The following is a 22,194-nucleotide window of genomic DNA, read 5'->3' on the forward strand; positions in this document are numbered from 1 at the left end:
CGATGACACAACTTCACGTCTCTACGATTTCTTTGAACAGCGAAAATCTGCATCACGGCCATCTGATTCTGGTGAATCGCCAGTACCCGATCCGCTGGCAAACAGACGACAGTATTCTACTAAACCGCATGAGGCTGATTGATGGAACACACAACCATATTATGCTGGAAAACACGGCTGCGAAGATGCTTGCCAAGCTGCTGAAAGCCTGCAACGCACAGCAGACAATCGTGCCAGTCAGTGGCTTTCGCAGCAAGGCCGAACAAACGGATATCTATGATCAATCCTTGCTCGAAAATGGACAGGTGTTTACCAGTAAATTTGTAGCACGTCCGAATGAAAGTGAACATCAGACCGGGCTTGCGATTGATGTAGGGGAAAAGAAGGAAGAGATCGATTTTATTTGCCCTTCTTTTCCCGATCATGGCGTATGCCAACTGTTTCGCCAACGTGCCAGTCAATATGGGTTTATCAAACGCTACGACAAAGACAAGGAACAGCTGACAGGCATTTCGGATGAGCCGTGGCATTTTCGATATGTGGGCTATCCGCATGCCGTTTTAATGGAAAAGCTTCAGCTCTGTCTGGAAGAGTATATCGAGTATGTGAAAAACTACGAATTCCATCAGGAGCATTTGCTAGTGGATGAAGAGAGCATTGAAATCTACTATGTAAAAGCTACCGATACTGTTACGCACATCCCGGTTGTGGATGGTGAGAGATACGAAATATCGGGCAACAATGTGGATGGATTTATCATTACGGTGTTTCATCAGGAGGCACGTAATGAACGTGGGTAGTGAAAAGCAGTATGGCGGGCTGGATCAATTCCGAATCATCGCAGCGATCCTTGTCATCGCAATCCATACTTCTCCTCTGCTGTCCATAAGCGAATGGGCTGACTTTACACTGACACGAACAATAGCCAGGGTGGCGGTTCCGTTTTTCTTTATGTGCACAGGATTTTTCTTCTTGCAAAAGCTTGGCACAGATCGCAACAGAAATGCGTACTTGCTGAAGCCGTTTTTATGGAAAGTAGGAAAGCTATATTTGCTTTCGATTCTTCTCTATCTTCCAGTGAATGTGTACGCAGGCTATTTTACGGATCAATTGACCGTGTTTTCGGTGGTAAAAGACCTCCTTTTTAACGGGACCCTGTATCATCTGTGGTATTTCCCAGGCATCATGCTGGGGGTGTGTATCAGTACCTTTTTGTATACAAGACTATCCGTATGGAAAACGTTTTGGGTGACCATGCTGCTGTATGGCATCGGGCTGTTGGGAGACAGTTACTTTGGATTTGCCCAGATGAATCCGTATGTGGATAGTTTCTATCAATCGATGTTTACCCTGTTTGATTACACGCGGAACGGTATTTTTTTTGCCCCGGTTTTTGTAGTCATGGGAGGGATGATTGCCAATACTCGCAGACGGAAAAAGAAAAAGGTTGCACCGTATGCCATCGGGTTTGTTTTGTTCGGAAGCATGTTAGTTATAGAAGGCTTGCTTTTACACGCTTTTCAGCTGCAACGCCATGACAGTATGTATATTTTTTTGATACCGTGCATGTATTTTCTTTTTCAACTTCTGTTGTTCTGGAAAGGTAGAAATCGCCCAGCCTTACGAAAGCTGAGTCTGTATGTTTATGTCATTCATCCGCTATGTATTGTGCTCATTCGCGCGGCGGCCAAAGTAACGGGACTGACATGGCTACTTGTTGAAAACAGCTTGGTTCATTTTACGCTAGTCACGGTGCTGTCGTTTGTTTTTTCTGTGATGGCGATGAAGGTGATCCAGCGCTTTCGAGGTGAGAAATCGGATCAAACAGGACGGGCATGGGCGGATATCCATCTTCCTCATCTCCAACATAATGTCAGGGAAATCCAGCGGGTTCTCCCGAAGGATTGTGCGGTGATGGCAGTCGTGAAGGCGCAGGCATATGGTCACGGCGGGTGGCAAGTCGCGAGGTATTTAAACAAGCTCGGGATTGATCACTTTGCTGTTGCCACAATCGATGAAGGAATCGAGCTAAGAAAGAAGGGAGTAAAAGGGGAGATCCTGGTGCTTGGCTATACCGATGAGCAACGGATACGCCAAATCGCCCGTTTCAGACTGACGCAAACCGTAGTAGATGACGAATATGCCCAAAAACTGAATAGCTACAACGTGAAAATCCCTGTTCATATCAAGATCGACACGGGAATGGGGAGACTCGGAGAATCTTGGGAACACACGGAAAAAATTGCGGCTATGTATCGCTATAAAAATTTGCAGGTATGCGGTACCTTTACGCATCTGAGTGTGGCTGACAGTTTGGAAGCTTCGGATATCGCATACACGAAAAATCAAATTGCTCGTTTCCAGAAAGTGATCGAGCAGTTGAAAGAAAAGGGAATCGATCCACAGAGGCTGCACGTTCAAAGCAGTTACGGCGTTCTCAATTATGGGGAGCTGCAATACGATTATGCTCGGATTGGGATTGCTCTCTACGGAATGTTGAGCAAGCAGGGAGACACGGTAAAAACAAGCGTCGACCTACGTCCTGTGTTATCACTAAAAGCAAGAGTTGTGCAGGTGAAACAGGTGGAAAAAGGAGCCTCCGTGGGCTATGGCCGAGCTTACACAGCACAGCAAGACAGTAAGATTGCCATCGTATCTATCGGGTATGCTGACGGGGTTCCACGTATGCTGTCTCAAGCGGGCGCTACCTGCTTGATCAGAGGAAAAAGGCGACCGATTATTGGCTTTGTCTGCATGGATCAACTCATTGTAGATATTACAGATATGGAAGAGGTGCAAAAAGGGGATGTGGTGACCTTTATCGGCAGAGATCAAGAAGAGGGGATCACTGCCGAGGAAATGGCCCTTCCATGTAAAACCATTACGAACGAGCTGGTTAGCCGTTTGGGAGAACGTGTCAAAAGAGTCTATCATGATTGAGCACTGGACGGAAGCGAGTAGAGGGAGTGGTTCATTTTTTCCATGATGAAGAGGAGATATAGCTTTCGTTCCAAAATGATTGAGCTTCTTGGGTTTGGCATGCTTTTGGCCGGTCTCGTAACCTATCTGCTCTATAAAGTGCTCCAGTTTTACTATCGGGCGGAGGTCAAGTACGAAGATCCGCTTGCCCTGGTTCGCCGTTACATCAAGGAAATGGGAGATATCAATTTCTTTTTGCTTGTTTTTGCTCCCATTGCGATCTTGTTGTTCTATCTCCTAACCAAACGGTATGTTGGCTATTTTCAGGAGATTTCCAAAGGCATTCATTATCTGGCAAATGGAGATTTTACGCACAATGTGCATATTTCTTCCCATGATGAGTTCGCAGATATCGCCAAGGATATCAATCTGGCAAGTGAAATGCTGCAAAAGGCGGTAGAAAGAGGAGACTTCGCGGAAAGCAGCAAGGATCAGCTTGTTTTGAATCTGGCACACGATTTACGCACACCACTGACATCCGTGCTGGGTTATTTAGATTTAGTTTTACGAGACGAGCAGATGCCACAAGAACAGATGCGGCATTATGCGACGATTGCTTTTACCAAGTCGCAACGATTGGAAAAGTTGATTGATGAGCTGTTCGAAATTACGAGAATGAATTACGGCATGGTCAACATCGAGCAAAAGGTCATTGATTTGAGTGAATTGTTGGTTCAGTTAAATGAAGAGATGTATCCTTCCTTTGAGAAAAATGAGCTGGTCGCACGGTGTACGATTGCTGCTCAATTAGTGATCGTGGGAGATGGAGAGCTGCTGGCGCGCGTATTTGAGAATATCCTGACCAATGCGATACGCTACGGGGGAGATGGCCATTTTATCGATTTGAACGCTTACCGGGAGGGCGATGAAGTAGTTGTTCAAATCATGAATTACGGTGACCAGATACCTGAAGAGGCGCTGCCGCATATTTTTGAAATGTTTTTTACGGGCGACAAAGCGCGAGCTCATCAAGGGGGAGGCACTGGACTCGGCTTGTTTATTGTAAAAAATATCGTTGAGAAGCATCGGGGAACGATTTCTGTTCAAAGTGATGTGATTCGAACGTGTTTTGAGGTGCGGTTGCCGTATGGATGAAATATGCCAAAGAACAACTCTCGTACCGAATTCTATTTCAAGCAATAGGTATATAAACTTCCAGCATAAATAAAAAATGGAGACGCTTCAAAGTCTCCATTTTTTTATTGCAGATATTATCTATCAACGACAAATGGAATTCCTCATTCATGGAGATCTAAATTCCGATTGGCGTGCGCAACTATTTACCGTATTTTGGTAGAATGTTCCTATAACTATACCGTGGGTTGACTCATTGTATGTCTTCGAAAAAAATTAACTTTGGGGGATAGTTATGAATAAATACACATGGACATTGATAGGTGCTGTAGTTGTTGCTGGAATATCATTGGCTACTTGGGCTGGGGCCATTAACCAAGGGGATAAGGAAGCACTACATGCATATAAAAAGATGGAACAGGCACGTAACCAAGAGAACCAACCCTTAAGCAAATCGAGTAGTAATGTAACCCTGTCAGACTTTTCGATTCAGGGAGCTGTTTTACCAGAAGCGGATAAAATACGTAAATACAACGATACGAATATGCAAGGACTACTATCTTCAACGGATGAAAAACTTTCGTTCATTATGGAAGAGGATGAAGTAAAAGGTATCGTTATAGCAACAGATAAAGAGCCAATCATGGCTGGTGGTGAAAAAAGTGGCCCTGAATTGTTTGACCTTTACGAGAACATTAAAAATACACTAGGGAAAGATGTAAACATTACGTACGTTAGTTATTCAGGTGGGTTTATTTTCGTTGCAACTGATAGTGAAGGTGAGGAAAGCTTGTGGCTCGATCAACGTGCGTCTACATTCTTAGATCTTCCTTCGCACAAGCAACTCAAATCTGAAGAAGTTGTAGAAAAAATTCGAGAAGGTGCGGAATCGGTGGATGAAGAAAAGACAAACCAACTAGAAATGGGAAGTAAATCTGAATAAATGAAATGTATTTTACTTTGGAACAGCAATAGTGGCTGTTCCTTTTTGCGTATAAAACTAGCTGTCGGTTTTTCGCAGAGATAGAAAATGGGCTAGGGAACCTCATTCCCTAACCCATTTTTTCATTCATTTCGTTTAAATCAAATTCTCCGGGTTCAAGCCTTCCAGCTCTGGCAACACAAAGCGCCCGTCTTTTCTGATCAGCACATCGTCAAACCAGATTTCGCCGCCGCCGTATTCAGGGCGTTGGATTTGGACCAAGTCCCAGTGAATGGAGGAGCGGTTGCCGTTGTCTGCTACTGTGTAAGCATTTCCTGGCGTGAAGTGGAAGCTGCCCGCGATTTTCTCGTCAAACAGGATGTCCAGCATCGGGTGGAGGATGTGCGGGTTGAAGCCGATCGCGAATTCTCCGATATAGCGTGCGCCCTCGTCAGTGTCGAGGATGTCGTTCAATGCTTTTGTATTGGAGCTGATCGCTTCCACGATTTTGCCTTCTTTGAAAGTAAACTGAACATCATTGAAGGTAATGCCGTTGTAGATCGATGCCGCGTTGTAGAAAATCGTTCCTTCAACGGAATCGCGCACAGGAGCGGTGTATACTTCGCCATCCGGGATATTGCGCTTGCCGTCACATTTGATGGCATTGATTCCTTTAATGGAGAAGCGCAGGTCTGTTTTTGGACCGACGATGCGTACACGATCGGTGCGCTCCATCAGCTCTTTCAACGGAGTCATGGCAGCGGACATTTTCGCGTAGTCCAGATTGCAGACGGAGAAGTAGAAGTCCTCAAAGCCCTCGAGACTCATTTTGGACAGCTGCGCCATCGACTTGTTCGGGTAGCGCAGTACAACCCAGCGTTTGTTCGGAACGCGCTCGTTCGTATGTACAGGTTGATACAGGACGCGAGCGTAAATGCCCATTTTGTCTTCCGGTACGTCGGCATACTCGTTGATGTTGTCGTAAGCGCGGATGGCGATGTAAGCGTCCATGTCTTTCATCCGGTCATACTCGTATTTTGCCATTAGGGCCATGTGTTCTTCGCTCGTGCCTTGATAGAGTGCACGCATGACTTCCTGATCTTTCAAGGTGACCAAAGGCAGAGCCCCAACTGCAAATGATTCACGCACAAGTGCACGAACGAGTTCAGGTTGCAGGCCTGTATTTTCGATCAGAACTTTTTCGCCTTTTTGCAAATGGAGCGAGTAACGGACGAGACGGCTTGCCAGTTCATTAATGCGTGGATCTGCCATAGGTGGTAACCTCCGTAGTAAAATAATTTTGATTAATGATTAATTTGTATTATTACACAACTAAACGAGGGCTCGCCAGTGTGTTTGATGCTTCGATTACAGGCAAGCCTCGTAGATCGCGATTACATCAGATTCATTCAATTTTCGTGAGCTAGGCAGATACCCGATTCCGCGTCCGCCGATGCGAACTGCTTCTTCAGCCATTTGTGCCAACGATTGTTGGGTCACGCCGAAGTCAGACAGACGTTCTGTGATTCCCATGCGCTCATACCAACGGCGAACGGCTTCAATCGTTGCTCGTGCTGCTTCGCCGTCGTCCTCCACGGTAACGCCAAAGCAATAACGTCCCATACGGGCTAGTCTCTCGGGACGGTCTTGCAAAATCACCTGTTCAAAATAAGGAAGGGACAGGATCGCCAGTCCCCGACCGTGAGCCATATCGTAGATTCCGCTCAGCGGATGTTCAACACCGTGCAACGGCATACCAGCACCACGACCACCAGCGGCGAATGGACTGATGCCCAGCGTGCTCGCCCACAAAAGGGTGGATCGTGCTTCTGCATGGTCTGGTTGCTGAATCGCTGTGATGGAGTGCTCGACGACGAGACGAATGAGTGTTTCGGAAATACCGTCCTGAACGTGGGTTCCTTCTGCGCTGATCAAATAGTTCTCAAACAGATGCGAAAAGATATCGGCGCAAGATTCCGCTGTGACACGAGCAGGAACGGTAAAGGTGATGGACGGGTCAAGAATGGCAATCTTCGGGTAAAGTGCTGGACCGTTGATCGAAGATTTTTCATGCGTGTCCCAATGAGTCAGGACGCTGATATGGTTTGCTTCCGAACCTGTAGCGGCTACTGTCGGGACGGTCATGATCGGCAGTGCTTCCTGAACGGGTACCAGCAATTGACCAGAGCCGCTCGGATTTCCTCGCATGTAATCGTAAATCGGTCGTCCGGAAACCGCTGCCGCCGCAATCGCTTTGGAGGCATCCATCACGGAGCCGCCACCGATAGCCAGGATGAAGTCACACTGATGCTCACGAGCAAGAGCAGCTCCAGCATCAACCGTTGCCGTACGTGGATTCGGTTCGATTTTGTCAAAAACAAGATACGCCACCTGAGCTTCCTGCAATAGAGCCTTGGCGCGGTCCAAAAGTCCTGTACGTTTGGCCGCATTGCCGCCTGTGACGAGCAATGCTTTTTGGCCCATCGATTTTGCTTCTTGGCCCAAACGTTCCAGTTCGCCCATGCCAAAGTAAATTTTGGTAGGAAAAGACACTTCAAATGGAAACATCTGAAATTCCTTCTTTCACGTATTGGTTGTACCAACGACAAGTTTATCATAAACAAAAGAGAAGAGTCTGCTCCGTGGGCGGGCTCTATGTGCATATGAGGTAGTTTGGATAATGAGTTTGCGAATGTTAGTGAGGTTGAGAAGAAAAACATACAGTAAATCCCGAACGTTTGTCGAAGTGTATTCCATCATTTTTCGTTGATAAATGCGTATGTTTGTGTTTTAATGTAGTTGAAACGTTCGTGAATTAACCGAAACTCAACCTTTTTGACTGGGAAGGTGACTCCTACGGTGGAAAAACAGGAACAACTCTACGAAGGTAAGGCAAAACGTATTTATCGGACATCTTTGCCTGATCTGTACTGGGTAGAGTACAAAGACGACGCAACAGCATTCAATGGAGAGAAACGGGCGCAAATCACTGGAAAAGGTGAGCTGAACAACCGCATTACGGCAATCTTTTTCACCATGCTGAAGGAGCGGGGCATCGACAACCATTTTGTCCGTCTGCTGTCCGCCACAGAGCAAGTTGTTCGCAAAGTGGAGATTATCCCTTTGGAGGTAGTCGTTCGCAATATCGCAGCAGGCTCATTGGCCAAGCGTCTTGGCATGGAAGAAGGAACTGTGCTTCCGCAGCCCGTTGTCGAGTTTTACTACAAGGATGACGCACTGGGAGATCCATTGGTGAATGCCTCCCATATCAAAGTGTTGGGGATTGCGAGTGAGAGTGACCAAGCGACATTGGAGCGCATGGGTCTTGCTGTAAACGAGGTCCTCGTGCCTTACCTGAGCGAGCGCAACATTACTTTGGTCGATTTCAAACTGGAATTCGGAAAAACAACGGACGGGGAGATTCTCCTCGCCGATGAAATATCCCCAGATACATGCCGTTTCTGGGATTCGGTAACAAATGAAAAGCTCGACAAAGACCGCTTCCGCCGCGATTTAGGCAATGTGGAGGAAGCTTACAAAGAAATGCTTACGAGACTAGGAGGAGACGTACATGTTTAAAGCTGTTGTTTATGTAACATTGCGCGAGAGTGTTTTGGACCCGCAAGGACACGCTGTAAAAGGTGCTCTGCACACCTTGGGTTTTGATGAAGTAAACAATGCGCGCATCGGGAAGTACATGGAGCTGGAATTGAACACTTCTGACCGTGCGCAAGCAGAAGAACGTGTACGTGAAATGTGCGAAAAGCTGCTGGCCAATACGGTGGTAGAAGACTATCGCTTTGATATCGTGGAGGGCTAAGGACATGCGAGTAGCCGTTATTGTCTTTCCAGGCTCGAATGCCGACATTGATTTGTTTAACGCAGTTGAAGATGTAATGGGAGTGCCAGTGGATTACGTATGGCATTCCGATACGGATCTTTCTAAATATGATGCGATTCTCTTGCCAGGCGGATTCTCTTATGGAGATTATCTGCGCTGTGGTGCAGTCGCTCGTTTTTCACCCGTCATGGAGCAAGTGGTGAAGGCAGCAGAAGAAGGCAAGCTGATCATGGGAATCTGCAACGGCTTCCAGATCCTGACCGAGGTCGGGCTGTTGCCAGGAGCACTCTTGCGCAACCGTTCACTGAAATTCCGTTGCAAGCTGTCCGAATTGCGTGTGGAAAACAACGATACCTCCTTTACCCGTGATTTCGCGGCAGGGGAAGTCATCCAAATTCCGATCGCACACGGCGAAGGAAACTACTACTGTGATGAAGAAACGCTGGCGAAGCTAAAAGCGAACAAGCAGATCGTTTTCCGCTATCATGGCGAGAATCCGAATGGCTCACTGGAAGATATCGCAGGCATTTGCAACGAACGTGGAAACGTACTTGGCATGATGCCTCACCCGGAGCGTGCCGTCCACTCATGGATGACTTCCGATGACGGACGCCGCATGTTTACTTCGATCCTGAAGACTTGGAGGGAGCAGAACAGTGTCACAACTCACGCATAAAGAACCGACAGCCGAACAAATTGCCGATCAAAAACTATACAAAGAAATCGGTCTGACTGACGAAGAATATCAGCGTGTCGTAGAAATTCTCGGCCGCAAGCCGAACTGGACCGAGACTGGTCTCTACAGTGTCATGTGGTCGGAGCACTGCTCCTACAAGAACTCCAAGCCTGTCCTGCGTCGTTTCCCGACAAAAGGACCTCGCGTTTTGCAAGGACCAGGGGAAGGTGCGGGTATTGTCGACATCGGTGACAATCAGGCGGTTGTTTTCAAAATCGAAAGCCATAACCACCCATCTGCGATCGAGCCGTACCAAGGGGCTGCGACTGGCGTGGGCGGTATTATCCGTGACGTATTCTCGATGGGCGCGCGTCCGATTGCGCTGCTCAACTCGCTTCGATTCGGGGAGCTCAAGTCTCCTCGTGTCAAATATTTGTTCGAAAACGTCGTTGCAGGTATCGCAGGCTACGGGAACTGCATCGGGATTCCGACTGTGGGTGGCGAAGTGAATTTCGACCCTACGTATGAAGGCAATCCGCTTGTCAACGCTATGTGCGTCGGCTTGATCGACCACGAAAAGATTCAAAAAGGGGTAGCGTCCGGTATCGGCAACCCTGTTATCTACGTTGGTTCCAGCACAGGGCGCGACGGTATTCACGGGGCGACCTTTGCGTCTGAGGAGCTCACCGAAGAGTCGGAGAAAAAACGCCCGGCGGTACAAGTCGGCGATCCATTCATGGAAAAGCTCCTGCTGGAAGCGTGCCTGGAGTTGATCGACACGGGTATCGTTGTCGGCATTCAGGACATGGGAGCGGCTGGTTTGACCAGCTCCAGCTCCGAGATGGCGTCTAAGGCGGGCAATGGTATCGAAATGAATCTGGACCTGGTGCCACAGCGTGAATCTGGCATGTCTGCATACGAAATGATGCTGTCTGAATCGCAGGAGCGTATGCTCGTCGTCGTGGAAAAAGGTAAAGAGGCAGAAGCGATCGCGATTTTTGACAAATGGGGTCTGGCGTCCGCGGTAGTTGGAAAAGTAACGGCAGACAGCAAGCTGCGCCTATTGCATCAAGGTGAAGTAGTAGCCGAAGTGCCAGTAGACAGCTTGGCAGATGATGCGCCTGTTTACCATCGTCCATCTGCGGTGCCAGCTTACTATGAAGCAAACGCGAATGTAGATGCAGTGGCTGGAATCAGTGAACCGAAAGATCTGAATGTTACGCTGAAAAGCTTGCTGGCTCAGCCAACAGTGGCGAATAAAGCGTGGGTATATGAGCAATACGATCACATCGTGCGTGCAAACACAGCTGTAAAGCCTGGTTCTGACGCTGCTGTTGTCATGGTGCGCGGTACTCGCAAGGCTCTTGCCATGAGTACGGATTGCAACGGTCGCTATGTATACCTCGATCCAAAAGTGGGCGGTGCCATTGCGGTTGCAGAATCTGCGCGCAACGTCGTCTGCTCCGGTGCAGAACCGCTGGCGATTACGGACTGCTTGAACTTCGGAAGCCCGGAAAAGCCTGAGGTGTTCTGGCAATTTGAAAAATCGTGCGAGGGCATGAGCGAAGCGTGCGTAGCACTCGATGCTCCGGTCATCGGCGGAAACGTATCCTTTTACAATGAGCGCAGCGGTGACGCGATCTATCCAACCCCAACGGTGGGAATGGTCGGCTTGATCACTGATGTTGACCATATTACGACGCAGGATTTCAAAAATGAAGGCGACGCGATCATCCTGTTGGGTGAGACCTTCGCTGAGTTGGGCGGTAGTGAGTATCAAAAGATGGCTACCGGCAGCATTTCCGGACGTCCTCCACAAATCGATCTGACTAAGGAAGCGGCAGTACAAAAGCTGGTTCTCACAGCGATTCGCCAAGGTCTGGTGAACTCCGCACACGATCTGTCCGAAGGCGGTCTGGGTGTTGCGCTGGCTGAATCTTGCTTCGGCAAAGGCTTCGGTGCGCAGGTGGCTCTTACGTCCGAGCTGCGTACTGACGTGCTCTTGTTCAGTGAATCTCAATCTCGCATCTTGCTCAGTGCTTCTGGGGAGAAAGCAGCGGCGATTCTCGCATTGGCAGGTGAACATGGCGTACCTGCTGAAAACATCGGTACGGTCGGCGGCAATCGTCTGGTAGTAAACGTGAACGGTACAGAAGCGATCAACGCTTCGACTCAAGAGGTGAAAGCAGCCTGGAAGGATGCGATTCCATGTTTGATCGGCTAATCTGGGACAAATTGAACGAAGAATGCGGCGTCTTTGGCATCTACAACCACAAAGAAGCATCCCAATTGACCTATCTGGGTCTGCACGCCCTTCAACATCGCGGTCAGGAGAGCGCAGGTATCTGCGCCTCCGACGGCGAGAAATGGTATAAGCACCGCGGAATGGGTCTTGTGTCAGAGGCTTTTGGCAAGGGCGATCTGGAGAAGTTCAGCGGTCATATCGCGATTGGTCATACCCGTTATACGACTGCTGGTTCGAGCAAGATTGAAAATGCCCAACCGCTCTTTTTCCGCTATGCGCAAGGCAGTATGGCTGTTGCCCACAACGGAAATCTCGTGAATGCCGCCGTGCTTAGAAAAGAGCTGGAAGCAAAAGGCTCCATTTTCCAGACGACCAGTGACACAGAAGTGATCGCACATCTAATCGCCCGCTCTGAGTGCAAGGATTTGCCGGGAGCGGTAAAGGACGCCCTGCAATACATTAAGGGAGCGTATGCCCTTCTCGTCATGAACGAGAATCAGCTCGTGATCGCCCTCGATCCGAATGGCTTGCGTCCGCTGTCATTGGGACGACTCGGAGATGCGATCACTGTCGCGTCCGAGACTTGTGCGTTCGATATCATTGGCGCCCAATATTGGCGTGACGTGCAACCGGGTGAGCTGATCGTCATCGACAAGGATGGCATTACCGAAAGCAAGTTTACCGAAACGACACAACGTTCGATTTGTACGTTTGAATACATTTATTTTGCCAGACCAGACAGTGACATCGACGGAATCAATGTCCACATGGCGCGCAAACGTCTGGGCAAGCAACTGGCATTGGAATCCGCGATTGATGCGGATGTCGTCACAGGTGTACCGGATTCGAGTATCTCTGCTGCTATCGGATTTGCGGAAGCGACAGGAATTCCGTACGAAATCGGCTTGATCAAAAACCGCTATGTCGGACGTACCTTCATTCAGCCGAGTCAGGAGCTGCGCGAGCGTGCTGTCTATCTCAAGCTGTCTGCGGTTCGCAAGGTAGTGGAAGGCAAGCGCGTAGTTATGATTGACGACTCCATTGTTCGTGGTACGACGAGTAATCGGATCGTTCGCATGCTGCGTGAGGCTGGCGCCAAAGAAGTGCATGTGCGTATCAGCTCTCCGCCTGTTATGAATTCTTGCTTTTATGGCATCGACACCTCGTCGCGTGAGGAACTGATTGCATCGACCAAATCCGTAGAGGAAATTCGTCAAATCATTGAGGCAGATTCGCTGTCGTTCTTGTCTGTTGAAGGAATGATCGATGCGATTGGCCGCACCGATTCGGCTCCTAATAGAGGACACTGCCTCGCATGCTTTAACGGAGAATATCCGACTGAGATTGAATTCGAAGAAGCGCTTCCTGCGCTCAAATGCTAATACAAGCACCTCTTGCTAGGGGGAGAAACGATGAGTGAAGCATATAAACAAGCTGGTGTAGACATCGACGCGGGCAACGAAGCCGTCGAACGCATGAAAAAGCACGTCAAACGAACATTCCGCCCGGAAGTTATGACGGATTTGGGCGGGTTCGGAGCGCTGTTTCGCCTGGATACCAAAAAATACGAGAAACCGATTCTCGTTTCTGGCACAGATGGAGTAGGAACCAAGCTGAAGCTCGCTTTTGCCATGGACAAACACGATACAATCGGCATCGATGCTGTCGCTATGTGCGTCAATGACGTAGTGGTTCAAGGGGCAGAGCCGCTCTTTTTCCTCGATTATCTGGCAGTAGATAAGGTCATTCCGGAAAAAATCGAAGCGATTGTCAAAGGGATCGCGGAAGGCTGCTCCCAGTCCGGCTGCTCGCTGATTGGTGGGGAGACTGCCGAGATGCCTGGCATGTACGCAGAAGGCGAATACGACATCGCAGGCTTCACCGTAGGTGTCGTGGACGAGAGCAAAATGATTACGGGAGCGTCCGTGGCGGCAGGCGATGTACTGATTGGTCTGGCTTCCAGCGGCGTGCACAGCAACGGTTTCTCGCTCGTTCGCAAGGTTCTTTTGGCAGACAAAGGCATGTCCCTGCATGATCATGTTGACGTATTAGGCAAAAAGCTCGGCGAAGAGCTGCTGACACCGACCCGCATTTACGTGAAGCAAGTGCTATCCGTTCTTGAGTCACATGAAGTGAAAGCTCTGGCACACATCACAGGCGGCGGCTTTACTGAAAACATTCCACGCGTGCTTCCAGAAGGAATGCAGGCTGTGATCAACGTTGGTTCCTGGCCGGTGCTGCCGATCTTCGAGCTGGTACAGGATGCGGGTAACATTTCATATCCGGATATGTACAAAACGTTCAACATGGGCGTTGGCATGATGCTTGTCGTGAAGCCAGAAGACGCAGTGAGTGTGATGGAAAAGCTGCAAGAGCTGGGAGAACAGGCGTATTTGATCGGACATATTCAAGCGGGAGAGCGCAAAGTCGTATACAACGGGGTGGAATGGTGAGAAAGCTGGCCATTTTCGCCTCAGGCAGCGGCTCCAACTTTGAAGCGATCGTGCAGGCTGTACAGGACGGCAAGCTCCCAGGTGTAGAAGTTGCCTTGCTCGTGTGCGACAAGCCTGGCGCCAAGGTTTTGGAACGGGCAGAGCGTTTAGGGATCGACACCTTTGTTTTTCAACCGAAGGAGTATGCAGACAAGGCTGCGTTTGAGCAGGAAATAGTGGCGCAGCTCCAAAAACGCGATATATCGCTGGTTGTGCTGGCAGGCTACATGCGGTTGGTGGGCGACACTCTTTTGTCTGACTACGAAGGAAAAATCATCAATTTGCATCCGTCGCTTTTGCCTGCTTTCCCAGGAAAAGACGCGATTGGTCAGGCACTCGCATACGGGGTAAAGATAACGGGGGTAACGGTACATCTGGTTGATGCCGGTCTGGATACAGGGCCGATCATTGCCCAGATCCCCGTAGCGGTGCAAGATGCAGATACGGCTGAGACTTTGGCGGCTCGTATCCATGCCGTGGAGCATGAGCTTTTGGTAAAGGTCATTGGCTATTTAGCAGAAGAGAGAGTGAAGCTGGAAGGAAGGCTTGTCCAGCTGACGTAAATCGAGAGATAAAGAAGAAACCGACATCCTTTTATGATGTCGGTTTTTTGGTCATCTGTTTTAGAAATACTTCTTTCTCCAAAACAGGAGGGCTGTTACGGACGTAATAGCAGTGGACATGACCATAATGATCGTGAATGCGTGCGGATGATCCTGTAAAGGAAGCGGGACGTTCATGCCATAAAAGGTGCCGATCACCATAGGTAAGGTGATGACGATGGTAATGGCGGTCAACAGCTTCACTACGCGATTCAGATTGTTGGAGATGACGGAGCCAAAGCCATTCATGATGTTCCCTAAAATGGCGGTATAGATTTCCGTCATTTTGATGGCCTGCTTGGTTTCGATTTTTACTTCTTCCAGCAGTTCCTTATCTTCTTCGTACATTTTCAAATAACTGCCGCTCCGAAGCAGGGAGATCAACAGACTGTTCGTTTCCAGGGACGTCGAAAAATAAACGAGGCTTTTCTGCAATTCTAGCAAGGTAAGCAGTTCATTGTTTTTCGTCGATTGTCGCAACGATTTTTCCATCGTTTCTGTCTGCTTGTTGATTTTTTTCAAGTAATGCAAATAATCATGCGAAGTATTCGATAAAATTTGCAGGACGAACCGGTTTCGCATGTGCGTGTGAAAGTTTTTCACTTTCCCTTTGACGAACTCATTCATGACAGCCGTTTCTACTAGGCAAACGGTTAAGATATAATCTTCCATCACCATAATTCCCAACGGAACCGTCGTATAGTGGTCCTTCGTCGCTTCCTTCGTGGAGATCGGGATGTCCACGTAGAGCTTCACGCGGTTTCCTTCCTTGTCGATCCGTCCGATTTCTTCGTCATCAAGGGCATCCTGCAAAAAATGAAGATCAATCGACAACTCCCTGACGACTTGTTGTTTTTCTTGCTCAGAAGGATCGGTCAGATGGATCCAGCAGCCTTTTTCAAATTGATGCAGTTCTTCTATTTTTCCCATGGTATTCGTTTTGTAAATGTTCAACATGGTTTTCTCATCCTTTCGCAAATAAGGATCGGAGGGATACGACCATGTTGCGCAAGCATGTCTACATAAAGATACTTACATACACTCGTCCCATAAAAAGGGAAAATGTCAAATAAGGTATGGGGAACATGCCGCAGCGCCACAAGGCCGGAAAATTCTCCGTACACAATCTTGATTGCAGTTATTCATTCGGTACCTTGGACTACTGTCCATTAAAACGTTCCCCCCTTTCAAAATAAAAACCCTCTAGCGGGAATCTAGAGGGTTAGAAAAGTGCACAAAATAACACCACTTTTTCTCCCCCTACCAGAGCTTTGGCACTATACAACGTAAAGGAAACATTCCTTAGCCACCTTAAGAAAAGCCTTAGTTCGGCAGTTCCTGTTCTACCCATTGGCATCTTTCGATATTTCCGGGCAGTGGCCTATGTTTGTATAGGAGCCTCACCTAACGAGGATGAATGATTGACTTTGTCATCGTATTCCTGTCACTAATATTTGTCAATCATGTTTTCTCGTCCTACATGCATGTTATTCATGTCCTTTCATACGGTGTCGGCTTCTAACTATGACCGACTCACCCTATTTTGCTGCGAGGTTTGCCAACAACCACTCACATTCGGTTGCTGAAATAGGTTTGCTGAAAAAATATCCTTGGAAAGTGCTGCAGCCAAGTGAGCGTAAAAATTCCAGCTGCGCTTCTGTCTCCACGCCCTCGGCTACTAGCGTAAGACTCAAGCTATGTGCCATGGCAGCAATCGCGGACACGATGGACGTGTTGGTGGACATGTTACGCATGAAAGACTGATCGATTTTCAAAGAGTTGATCGGGAGCGACTGCAAGCAACTTAACGAGCTATAGCCTGTTCCGAAATCATCGATGGAAATATGGATCCCCATGTCTTGAAGTGCCTGAAGACGCGGGATGACTGTATCGAGTCGATGCATGGCGATGCTCTCGGTAATTTCAAGCTCAAGGTAAGCAGGGGCGAGACCTGTCTTCTGCAACGTTTGCTGGACCATAGTCACCAGATGCTTGTCTTGCAACTGGCGCATGGACAAGTTCACGGCGAGACGTACAGGTGGCAAGCCTTGCTGCTGCCATTCCACGCATTGTTGGCAGGCCTTTTCCAGCACCCATTGACCGATTGGGATGATCAAGCCCGTTTCCTCGGCTAGGGGAATGAAATCAAGAGGGGACACAATTCCGTATGCAGGATGCTGCCAACGAATCAAGGCTTCCAGGCCGACAATCTTTTCATGATCGTACTGCGGCTGGTAATGTAGCTGAAACTCGTTGTGATCCAATGCGGTTCGAAGACCGGCTTCCAGCATCATTTTTTTGGCGAGAGCAATATTCAGTTCGGGGCAAAAAAACTGATAGTTGTTTCTGCCGTGTTCCTTGGCTTGGTACATCGCGGTGTCCGCATTTTTTATCAAGGTTTCAGCGTCAGTTCCATCTTGAGGGAAGAGACTGATGCCCATACTGGTAGTGACCACGAAGCTTTGGTTGCCCAAAAAGATCGGCGAGATGAGCTTTTGCATGAGCTTTTCAGCAAAATGCATCGCTTCATCGTAAGCCATTCCTGGCAGGATGATGGTAAATTCGTCCCCGCCTAGACGGCAAACGGTGTCATGAGGACCGACGCTGTCTCGCAAGCGCTCGGCAACTTGCGTAAGCAGATGATCCCCGGTGGAATGGCCGAGTGTATCGTTAATGTATTTGAAGCGATCCAAGTCCAGAAACAGGATCGCAAGCGGTTGTGCTTGGTGAGAGGCATGGAGTAGCGAATCTTCCAGCTTGCTTTGGAATAAGGAGCGATTGGGCAGGCCTGTCAGTGTATCATGGTAGGCAAGGTAGTGAATCATTCTCTCGGTTTCTTTGCGCTTGGTAATATCTTTGGCAATGACAAAATAGCCGACATTGGTCTCGTTTACGACAATAGGGACGACGGTGGCGTTTAGCTCAATGCGCGTTCCATTTTTATGGAGCACAGACAGATCGTAATTATCGGATACGCCTTTTTGTGTATGACGTGACATGGAGAGGACGCGCTTGACGCCTTCTCTGTCCAGTAACTGTTGAAAGGACTGGTTGCGAAGATCGTTCAGGCTGTAGCCAGTGACGACTTCAAACGCCGGATTCAGATTCAAGAACTTGCCTGCTAGATCCAGCCAGCACACGATGTCCGGGTTGTGCTCAAACAGTGATTTGTAGCGCTGCTCGCTAACCTCCAGCCGTTGCTCAGCCCATTTACGCTCCGTAATATCGTGTGTAACGATCAGGGCACCAACAGGTTCACCAGATGCTTGGGTGAGGAGCTTCCCATTGGCTACGAGAATCGAAACGGCTTTTCCGCTCGGTTGTGTCCATAATTCCTGGCCATTGACGATTTCCCCGCGTAATACTCGAACAGACGGCAACTCCCCAAAAGCTACAGGAGTAATGCCGTCTGGATGATAAAAGGCAGAAGAGCCGTATGTTTGCTCGTGCAGATTTATCGCTTCGGACATGCCGAAGTGTTTGGCAGCTTTGTTGAAAAAAAGGACATTGCCGTCAAGCCCGTAAACAGTCACCCCTGCTTCCATATGCTCCAAGATTGGTTGTAAAAGGGTTTCATGTAGGGTAGAGGACGACAAGCCACCCAAAGAACCGTCAACAGGCGGAGAAAACAGAGAATTTCGAATAAAGTTCATATGGGCCCCCGGACTGTTGGATTTTGTTGGTATCATTTAAATGTTATATGAAACTGAAAATCATTGTCAATATTTGGACAGCGTTCCTTCCTCCGCGAATCATGACAAACCAAATCAACTCTTGTGACATACAGTAAGAGAGGGATATTCCCACAAAGGGAGGGGCCGACTTGAGCGGAGATTTTGTTTCGAACTTGCTCGATAAGCTAAGCCAAAAAACAGGGCGGCAATGGACGCTTAACGATATTATGAAGCTAGCGGAAAAAATGCCGAAGGGCGGAGCCAATGTAGATGCACTGCTCGATGAGTTGGGAAACATGGGATTCGAAGTGCCAGAGGAGACGAAAGAGCGCGTCAGGGATCGTGTAAAGGACGGCGAATCCATCTCTATGGAAGAGTTAGGGAACTTAATGCCCAAAGAAGTAAAGGCGAAGAGCCGCAAGTCGAAGAAGCCGATCAAGCCAATCAGGGCGAATGCCAAAAGCAAATCAGTCTCACTGTCAGGTCGCATTAAAAAGCTATCAGGCAAAGGCAAGAAAAAACGATAACTTTATCAAAGCAAATGCAGGTGTATGCAGTCGCAAGTGCCGAACAGGCATGGGCGGCTGCGTTTGTTTTCCTGACGAAGTTGTTGATAATAGCGTACAATTATTTTATAATATATAAGTATTGTTCGTGTTTTGTTCAATAGTTACCCATGTTTTCACTAAAATTCAGGAGGTTCTATCCGTGAGTGTGAAAAAAGCGTTGATCAGCGTTTCTGACAAGACAGGATTGATTCCGTTTGCCCGTCGATTGGTAGCAGCCGGGGTACAGATCATTTCTACCGGGGGTACGGCTTCTCTCTTAAAAGCAGAGGGAGTTCCCGTCATTGGCATTTCTGAAGTGACTGGATTTCCAGAAATTCTGGACGGTCGCGTCAAAACGTTGCATCCCAATATCCACAGCGGCCTCTTGGCTGTAAGGGACAGTGAAGCACATGTGCAGCAACTAAAAGACCTTGGGATTGAAACCATTGATCTGGTTGTCGTGAATCTTTATCCTTTCAAGGAAACGATAGCGAAGCCAGACGTGACATATGAAGATGCCATTGAGAATATTGATATTGGTGGACCAACGATGCTGCGCTCTGCTGCGAAGAATCACGCGTTCGTCAGTGTCGTAGTCGATGCAGCCGATTACGAAAAAGTAGCAGAAGAAATTGAGGCAAATGGCGATACTACGCTAGAAACCCGTCGCAAGCTAGCTGCAAAAGTATTCCGTCATACGGCTGCCTATGATGCCTTGATCTCTCGCTATTTGAGTGAGCAGGTGGGCGAACTGTTGCCTGAGAGCTACACGGTGACTTACGAGAAAGCACAGGATTTGCGCTATGGGGAAAATCCACATCAACGTGCGGCATTTTACCGTGAGCCGTTATCGGATCAGTTGAGCATCGGGAATGCTACTCAACTGCAAGGAAAAGAGCTTTCCTATAACAACATCAATGACGCAGATGCAGCGTTGGCGATTGTACGCGAATTCGCTGAACCTGCTGTCGTTGCGATCAAACACTCCAACCCTTGTGGAGTAGGGATCGGTACTGATATTCGCGCCGCTTACCAAAAAGCGTACGAAGCAGACCCTGTCTCTATTTTCGGTGGGATCGTGGCTGCAAACCGCTCGATTGACCGTGACACGGCACTCGCGATGAAAGAGATTTTCCTGGAAATTATCATTGCACCAGACTTCACCGAAGAGGCGTTGGCTGTTCTGGCTGAGAAAAAGAACCTGCGTCTCTTGCGTATTCCTGCGCTGAATGAACCAGCCAAAAAAGTGGACAATCTGTTCCGCGTGGCTCCTGTTGCAGGCGGGGCACTCATTCAAGACTTCGACTACAAGCAGCTCGAAGAAAGCGAGATTCAAGTGGTCACAGACCGTAAGCCTTCGGAAGAGGAGCTGGCACAGCTGAAATTCGCCTGGAAAGTCGTCAAGCACGTCAAATCGAATGCGATTCTCTTGGCAAAAGACAATATGACCATCGGCGTGGGTGCAGGTCAGATGAACCGCGTTGGGGCAGCGAAAATCGCCATCGAGCAAGCAGGTGCATTGGCAAGTGGCGCGGTTATGGCTTCGGATGCCTTTTTCCCGATGGGAGATACCGTGGAAGCGGCAGCCAAAGCAGGGATTACCGCTATCATCCAGCCAGGCGGCTCCATTCGCGACCAAGAATCGATTGATGCTTGCAACCGAGCGGGCATTACGATGATCTTTACCGGCACTCGTCATTTCAAGCACTAAAAGAGGCTATTTGGGAGTAACGTTCGCTTTTTTATCACGTACTTACGAGTGGATTACCTCTCACACAGGAGGAAATACGATGAAAATATTAGTGATCGGCGGTGGCGGTCGAGAACACACGATTGCCTGGAAGCTGTTGCAGAGCTCTAAAGTGACAAAGGTATACTGTGCGCCAGGAAATGGGGGCACTGCCCAAATCGCACAAAACGTGCCGATTGGCGTTTTCGATTTTGCTGCACTGGCTCAATTCGTCAAAGATGAGGGAATTGATCTGACAGTCGTTGGCCCGGAAGATCCTTTGCTGGCGGGGATTGTGGAATTTTTCCAGGAGCGCAATCTGCCGATCTATGGCCCGAACCAAAAAGCGGCAATGATCGAGGGCAGCAAGTCTTTTGCGAAAAATTTAATGAAACGCTACGAGATTCCGACGTCTGCCTATGAATCGTTCCTGGATTACGAATCCGCGAGTGCGTACGTGAGAGAGCAGGGAGCTCCTATCGTTGTCAAAGCGGACGGCTTGGCAGCGGGGAAAGGGGTCGTTGTCGCAGAAACAGTGGAGGAAGCGGAAGAGGCACTCCGTCAGATCATGCAGGAAAGCGTCTTTGGTGAAGCGGGAGCGCGCGTGGTCATTGAGGAGTGCATGTTCGGCGAAGAGCTGTCGCTGCTGTCTTTCGTCGATGGAGAGACAGTTAAGCCGATGATTACTTCTCAGGATCATAAGCGAATCTTCAATGATGACCGAGGCCCCAATACAGGCGGCATGGGAACATACGCCCCGGTACCGCAAATGTCTGCTGAGCTGGTAGACGAGATCGTCAAAACGATTGTCCAGCCGATGGCGTCAGGGATGGCCAAGGATGGGATTCCGTTCAAAGGCATTCTCTACACAGGTCTGATGATTACGGAGCAAGGCCCGAAAGTCGTGGAATTCAATGCGCGTTTTGGCGATCCAGAGACACAGGTGCTCTTGCCGTTGCTCGAAACAGATTTGCTCGATATTTTTGTCGGAACGATCAATGGTGAGCTTGATGCAGTTGATGTGACATGGCAAAAAGGAAGTGCTGTCTGTGTCGTCATGGCAGCTCCGGGTTATCCGGGAGAATATCCAAAGGGTGCGTTGATTCAGGGACTGGGTCAGGCAAACGAGGGAGCTACGGTGTTTCACGCAGGTACGAAGGCAACCGAGGAAGGCATCGTTACGAGCGGTGGCCGTGTGCTTGGCGTCGTGGCAACCGGAGCGGATTTGGCGCAAGCGCGTGAGACAGCGTATGCGAAGGTCCAAGGGATCTCGTTTGATGGGGCGCAGTACCGCACGGATATTGCGGCACGAGCGATGAAGTATCAGCAAAAGTCGTAACAGCAAAAGAAACTGTTCCTTAGTGGGAAATTCTACTAGGGAACAGTTTTTTTTGAAAGATAAGTGAGTTCAC

The 22,194-nt window shown here is 48.8% G+C and carries 18 protein-coding genes and 1 riboswitch; of the genes, 14 read left to right on the forward strand and 4 right to left on the reverse strand.

Annotation, left to right across the window (positions count from 1 at the left end):
* Positions 1–2: 2 nt before the first annotated feature.
* From HPY27_RS10275 to HPY27_RS10290, 4 genes are all read left to right on the forward strand, one after another.
* Positions 3–800, forward strand: coding sequence for a M15 family metallopeptidase (locus HPY27_RS10275; RefSeq protein ID WP_174224919.1), 798 nt, complete (start codon positions 3–5; stop codon positions 798–800).
* A complete protein-coding gene (vanT, locus tag HPY27_RS10280; protein WP_174224920.1) occupies positions 787–2,940 on the forward strand; it encodes a serine racemase VanT catalytic subunit in 2,154 nt (717 codons plus the stop codon). Before HPY27_RS10275 ends, vanT begins: the two co-directional genes overlap by 14 nt.
* A 42-nt stretch (positions 2,941–2,982) precedes the next feature.
* Positions 2,983–4,074, forward strand: a complete 1,092-nt coding sequence (locus HPY27_RS10285) for a sensor histidine kinase (protein ID WP_173622576.1) — start codon at positions 2,983–2,985, stop codon at positions 4,072–4,074.
* A 274-nt stretch (positions 4,075–4,348) separates the two neighbouring features.
* Positions 4,349–4,996, forward strand: coding sequence for a hypothetical protein (locus tag HPY27_RS10290; protein WP_174224921.1), 648 nt, complete (start codon positions 4,349–4,351; stop codon positions 4,994–4,996).
* A gap of 135 nt (positions 4,997–5,131) precedes the next feature.
* Here HPY27_RS10290 and HPY27_RS10295 read toward each other — a convergent pair whose 3' ends face one another.
* Together HPY27_RS10295 and HPY27_RS10300 are read right to left on the reverse strand one after the other, a co-directional pair.
* The gene (locus tag HPY27_RS10295) at positions 5,132–6,247 is read right to left on the reverse strand and encodes an aminopeptidase (protein WP_017249706.1); all 1,116 of its coding nucleotides are present in this window, start codon (positions 6,245–6,247) and stop codon (positions 5,132–5,134) included.
* A gap of 96 nt (positions 6,248–6,343) precedes the next feature.
* On the reverse strand, positions 6,344–7,543 hold the full coding sequence (locus tag HPY27_RS10300) for an iron-containing alcohol dehydrogenase (RefSeq protein ID WP_174224922.1): 1,200 nt from the start codon (positions 7,541–7,543) through the stop codon (positions 6,344–6,346).
* A gap of 291 nt (positions 7,544–7,834) precedes the next feature.
* Between HPY27_RS10300 and purC the strand changes: the two genes are divergently transcribed.
* The 7 genes from purC to purN are packed head-to-tail and all read left to right on the forward strand — an operon-like array spanning position 7,835 to position 14,792.
* Positions 7,835–8,554, forward strand: a complete 720-nt coding sequence (purC, locus tag HPY27_RS10305; RefSeq protein WP_174224923.1) for a phosphoribosylaminoimidazolesuccinocarboxamide synthase — start codon at positions 7,835–7,837, stop codon at positions 8,552–8,554.
* Positions 8,547–8,795 (forward strand): phosphoribosylformylglycinamidine synthase subunit PurS, encoded by a 249-nt coding sequence (gene purS, locus HPY27_RS10310; protein WP_007717324.1) that lies wholly within the window; start codon positions 8,547–8,549, stop codon positions 8,793–8,795. Before purC ends, purS begins: the two co-directional genes overlap by 8 nt.
* Positions 8,796–8,799: 4 nt before the next feature.
* The gene (gene purQ, locus HPY27_RS10315) at positions 8,800–9,492 is read left to right on the forward strand and encodes a phosphoribosylformylglycinamidine synthase subunit PurQ (RefSeq protein WP_017249709.1); all 693 of its coding nucleotides are present in this window, start codon (positions 8,800–8,802) and stop codon (positions 9,490–9,492) included.
* Complete coding sequence (purL, locus tag HPY27_RS10320; protein ID WP_174224924.1) at positions 9,473–11,716, forward strand: phosphoribosylformylglycinamidine synthase subunit PurL; 2,244 nt, start codon at positions 9,473–9,475, stop codon at positions 11,714–11,716. Before purQ ends, purL begins: the two co-directional genes overlap by 20 nt.
* Positions 11,701–13,119, forward strand: coding sequence for an amidophosphoribosyltransferase (gene purF / locus HPY27_RS10325; protein ID WP_017249711.1), 1,419 nt, complete (start codon positions 11,701–11,703; stop codon positions 13,117–13,119). Before purL ends, purF begins: the two co-directional genes overlap by 16 nt.
* Positions 13,120–13,149: 30 nt before the next feature.
* A complete protein-coding gene (purM, locus tag HPY27_RS10330; RefSeq protein ID WP_017249712.1) occupies positions 13,150–14,190 on the forward strand; it encodes a phosphoribosylformylglycinamidine cyclo-ligase in 1,041 nt (346 codons plus the stop codon).
* On the forward strand, positions 14,184–14,792 hold the full coding sequence (purN, locus tag HPY27_RS10335; RefSeq protein ID WP_017249713.1) for a phosphoribosylglycinamide formyltransferase: 609 nt from the start codon (positions 14,184–14,186) through the stop codon (positions 14,790–14,792). The genes purM and purN overlap by 7 nt, the downstream gene beginning before the upstream one ends.
* A 60-nt stretch (positions 14,793–14,852) precedes the next feature.
* On the opposite strand, the gene HPY27_RS10340 is transcribed toward purN, so the two are convergent.
* A complete protein-coding gene (locus HPY27_RS10340) occupies positions 14,853–15,788 on the reverse strand; it encodes a magnesium transporter CorA family protein (protein ID WP_017249714.1) in 936 nt (311 codons plus the stop codon).
* Positions 15,789–16,081: 293 nt separating this feature from the next.
* Positions 16,082–16,250, reverse strand: a riboswitch (M-box (ykoK) riboswitch).
* Between the two features lie 119 nt (positions 16,251–16,369).
* Positions 16,370–18,484 (reverse strand): EAL domain-containing protein, encoded by a 2,115-nt coding sequence (locus HPY27_RS10345; protein WP_174224925.1) that lies wholly within the window; start codon positions 18,482–18,484, stop codon positions 16,370–16,372.
* Positions 18,485–18,654: 170 nt separating this feature from the next.
* On the opposite strand from HPY27_RS10345, the gene HPY27_RS10350 reads away from it, so the two are divergent.
* The 3 genes from HPY27_RS10350 to purD all read left to right on the forward strand — a co-directional run bounded on the left by HPY27_RS10350 (position 18,655) and on the right by purD (position 22,121).
* The gene (locus tag HPY27_RS10350) at positions 18,655–19,032 is read left to right on the forward strand and encodes a hypothetical protein (RefSeq protein ID WP_017249716.1); all 378 of its coding nucleotides are present in this window, start codon (positions 18,655–18,657) and stop codon (positions 19,030–19,032) included.
* Between the two features lie 181 nt (positions 19,033–19,213).
* A complete protein-coding gene (gene purH / locus HPY27_RS10355; protein ID WP_174224926.1) occupies positions 19,214–20,764 on the forward strand; it encodes a bifunctional phosphoribosylaminoimidazolecarboxamide formyltransferase/IMP cyclohydrolase in 1,551 nt (516 codons plus the stop codon).
* A 79-nt stretch (positions 20,765–20,843) separates the two neighbouring features.
* Positions 20,844–22,121: a phosphoribosylamine--glycine ligase gene (purD, locus tag HPY27_RS10360; RefSeq protein WP_106834482.1), complete on the forward strand. Its 1,278-nt coding sequence runs from the start codon at positions 20,844–20,846 to the stop codon at positions 22,119–22,121.
* Positions 22,122–22,194: the final 73 nt, after the last annotated feature.

The organism is Brevibacillus sp. HB1.1 (assembly GCF_013332445.1).
GTDB classification, from domain to species: domain Bacteria; phylum Bacillota; class Bacilli; order Brevibacillales; family Brevibacillaceae; genus Brevibacillus; species Brevibacillus porteri.

Bases quoted from the DNA above. Each gene is read 5' to 3' on its own strand.
- HPY27_RS10275 (WP_174224919.1), top strand. From the start codon at position 3: ATGACACAACTTCACGTCTCTACGATTTCTTTGAACAGCGAAAATCTG.
- vanT (WP_174224920.1), top strand. From the start codon at position 787: ATGAACGTGGGTAGTGAAAAGCAGTATGGCGGGCTGGATCAATTCCGA.
- HPY27_RS10285 (WP_173622576.1), top strand. From the start codon at position 2,983: ATGATGAAGAGGAGATATAGCTTTCGTTCCAAAATGATTGAGCTTCTT.
- HPY27_RS10290 (WP_174224921.1), top strand. From the start codon at position 4,349: ATGAATAAATACACATGGACATTGATAGGTGCTGTAGTTGTTGCTGGA.
- HPY27_RS10295 (WP_017249706.1), bottom strand. From the start codon at position 6,247: ATGGCAGATCCACGCATTAATGAACTGGCAAGCCGTCTCGTCCGTTAC.
- HPY27_RS10300 (WP_174224922.1), bottom strand. From the start codon at position 7,543: ATGTTTCCATTTGAAGTGTCTTTTCCTACCAAAATTTACTTTGGCATG.
- purS (WP_007717324.1), top strand. From the start codon at position 8,547: ATGTTTAAAGCTGTTGTTTATGTAACATTGCGCGAGAGTGTTTTGGAC.
- purQ (WP_017249709.1), top strand. From the start codon at position 8,800: ATGCGAGTAGCCGTTATTGTCTTTCCAGGCTCGAATGCCGACATTGAT.
- purF (WP_017249711.1), top strand. From the start codon at position 11,701: ATGTTTGATCGGCTAATCTGGGACAAATTGAACGAAGAATGCGGCGTC.
- purM (WP_017249712.1), top strand. From the start codon at position 13,150: ATGAGTGAAGCATATAAACAAGCTGGTGTAGACATCGACGCGGGCAAC.
- purN (WP_017249713.1), top strand. From the start codon at position 14,184: ATGGTGAGAAAGCTGGCCATTTTCGCCTCAGGCAGCGGCTCCAACTTT.
- HPY27_RS10340 (WP_017249714.1), bottom strand. From the start codon at position 15,788: ATGTTGAACATTTACAAAACGAATACCATGGGAAAAATAGAAGAACTG.
- HPY27_RS10345 (WP_174224925.1), bottom strand. From the start codon at position 18,484: ATGAACTTTATTCGAAATTCTCTGTTTTCTCCGCCTGTTGACGGTTCT.
- purD (WP_106834482.1), top strand. From the start codon at position 20,844: ATGAAAATATTAGTGATCGGCGGTGGCGGTCGAGAACACACGATTGCC.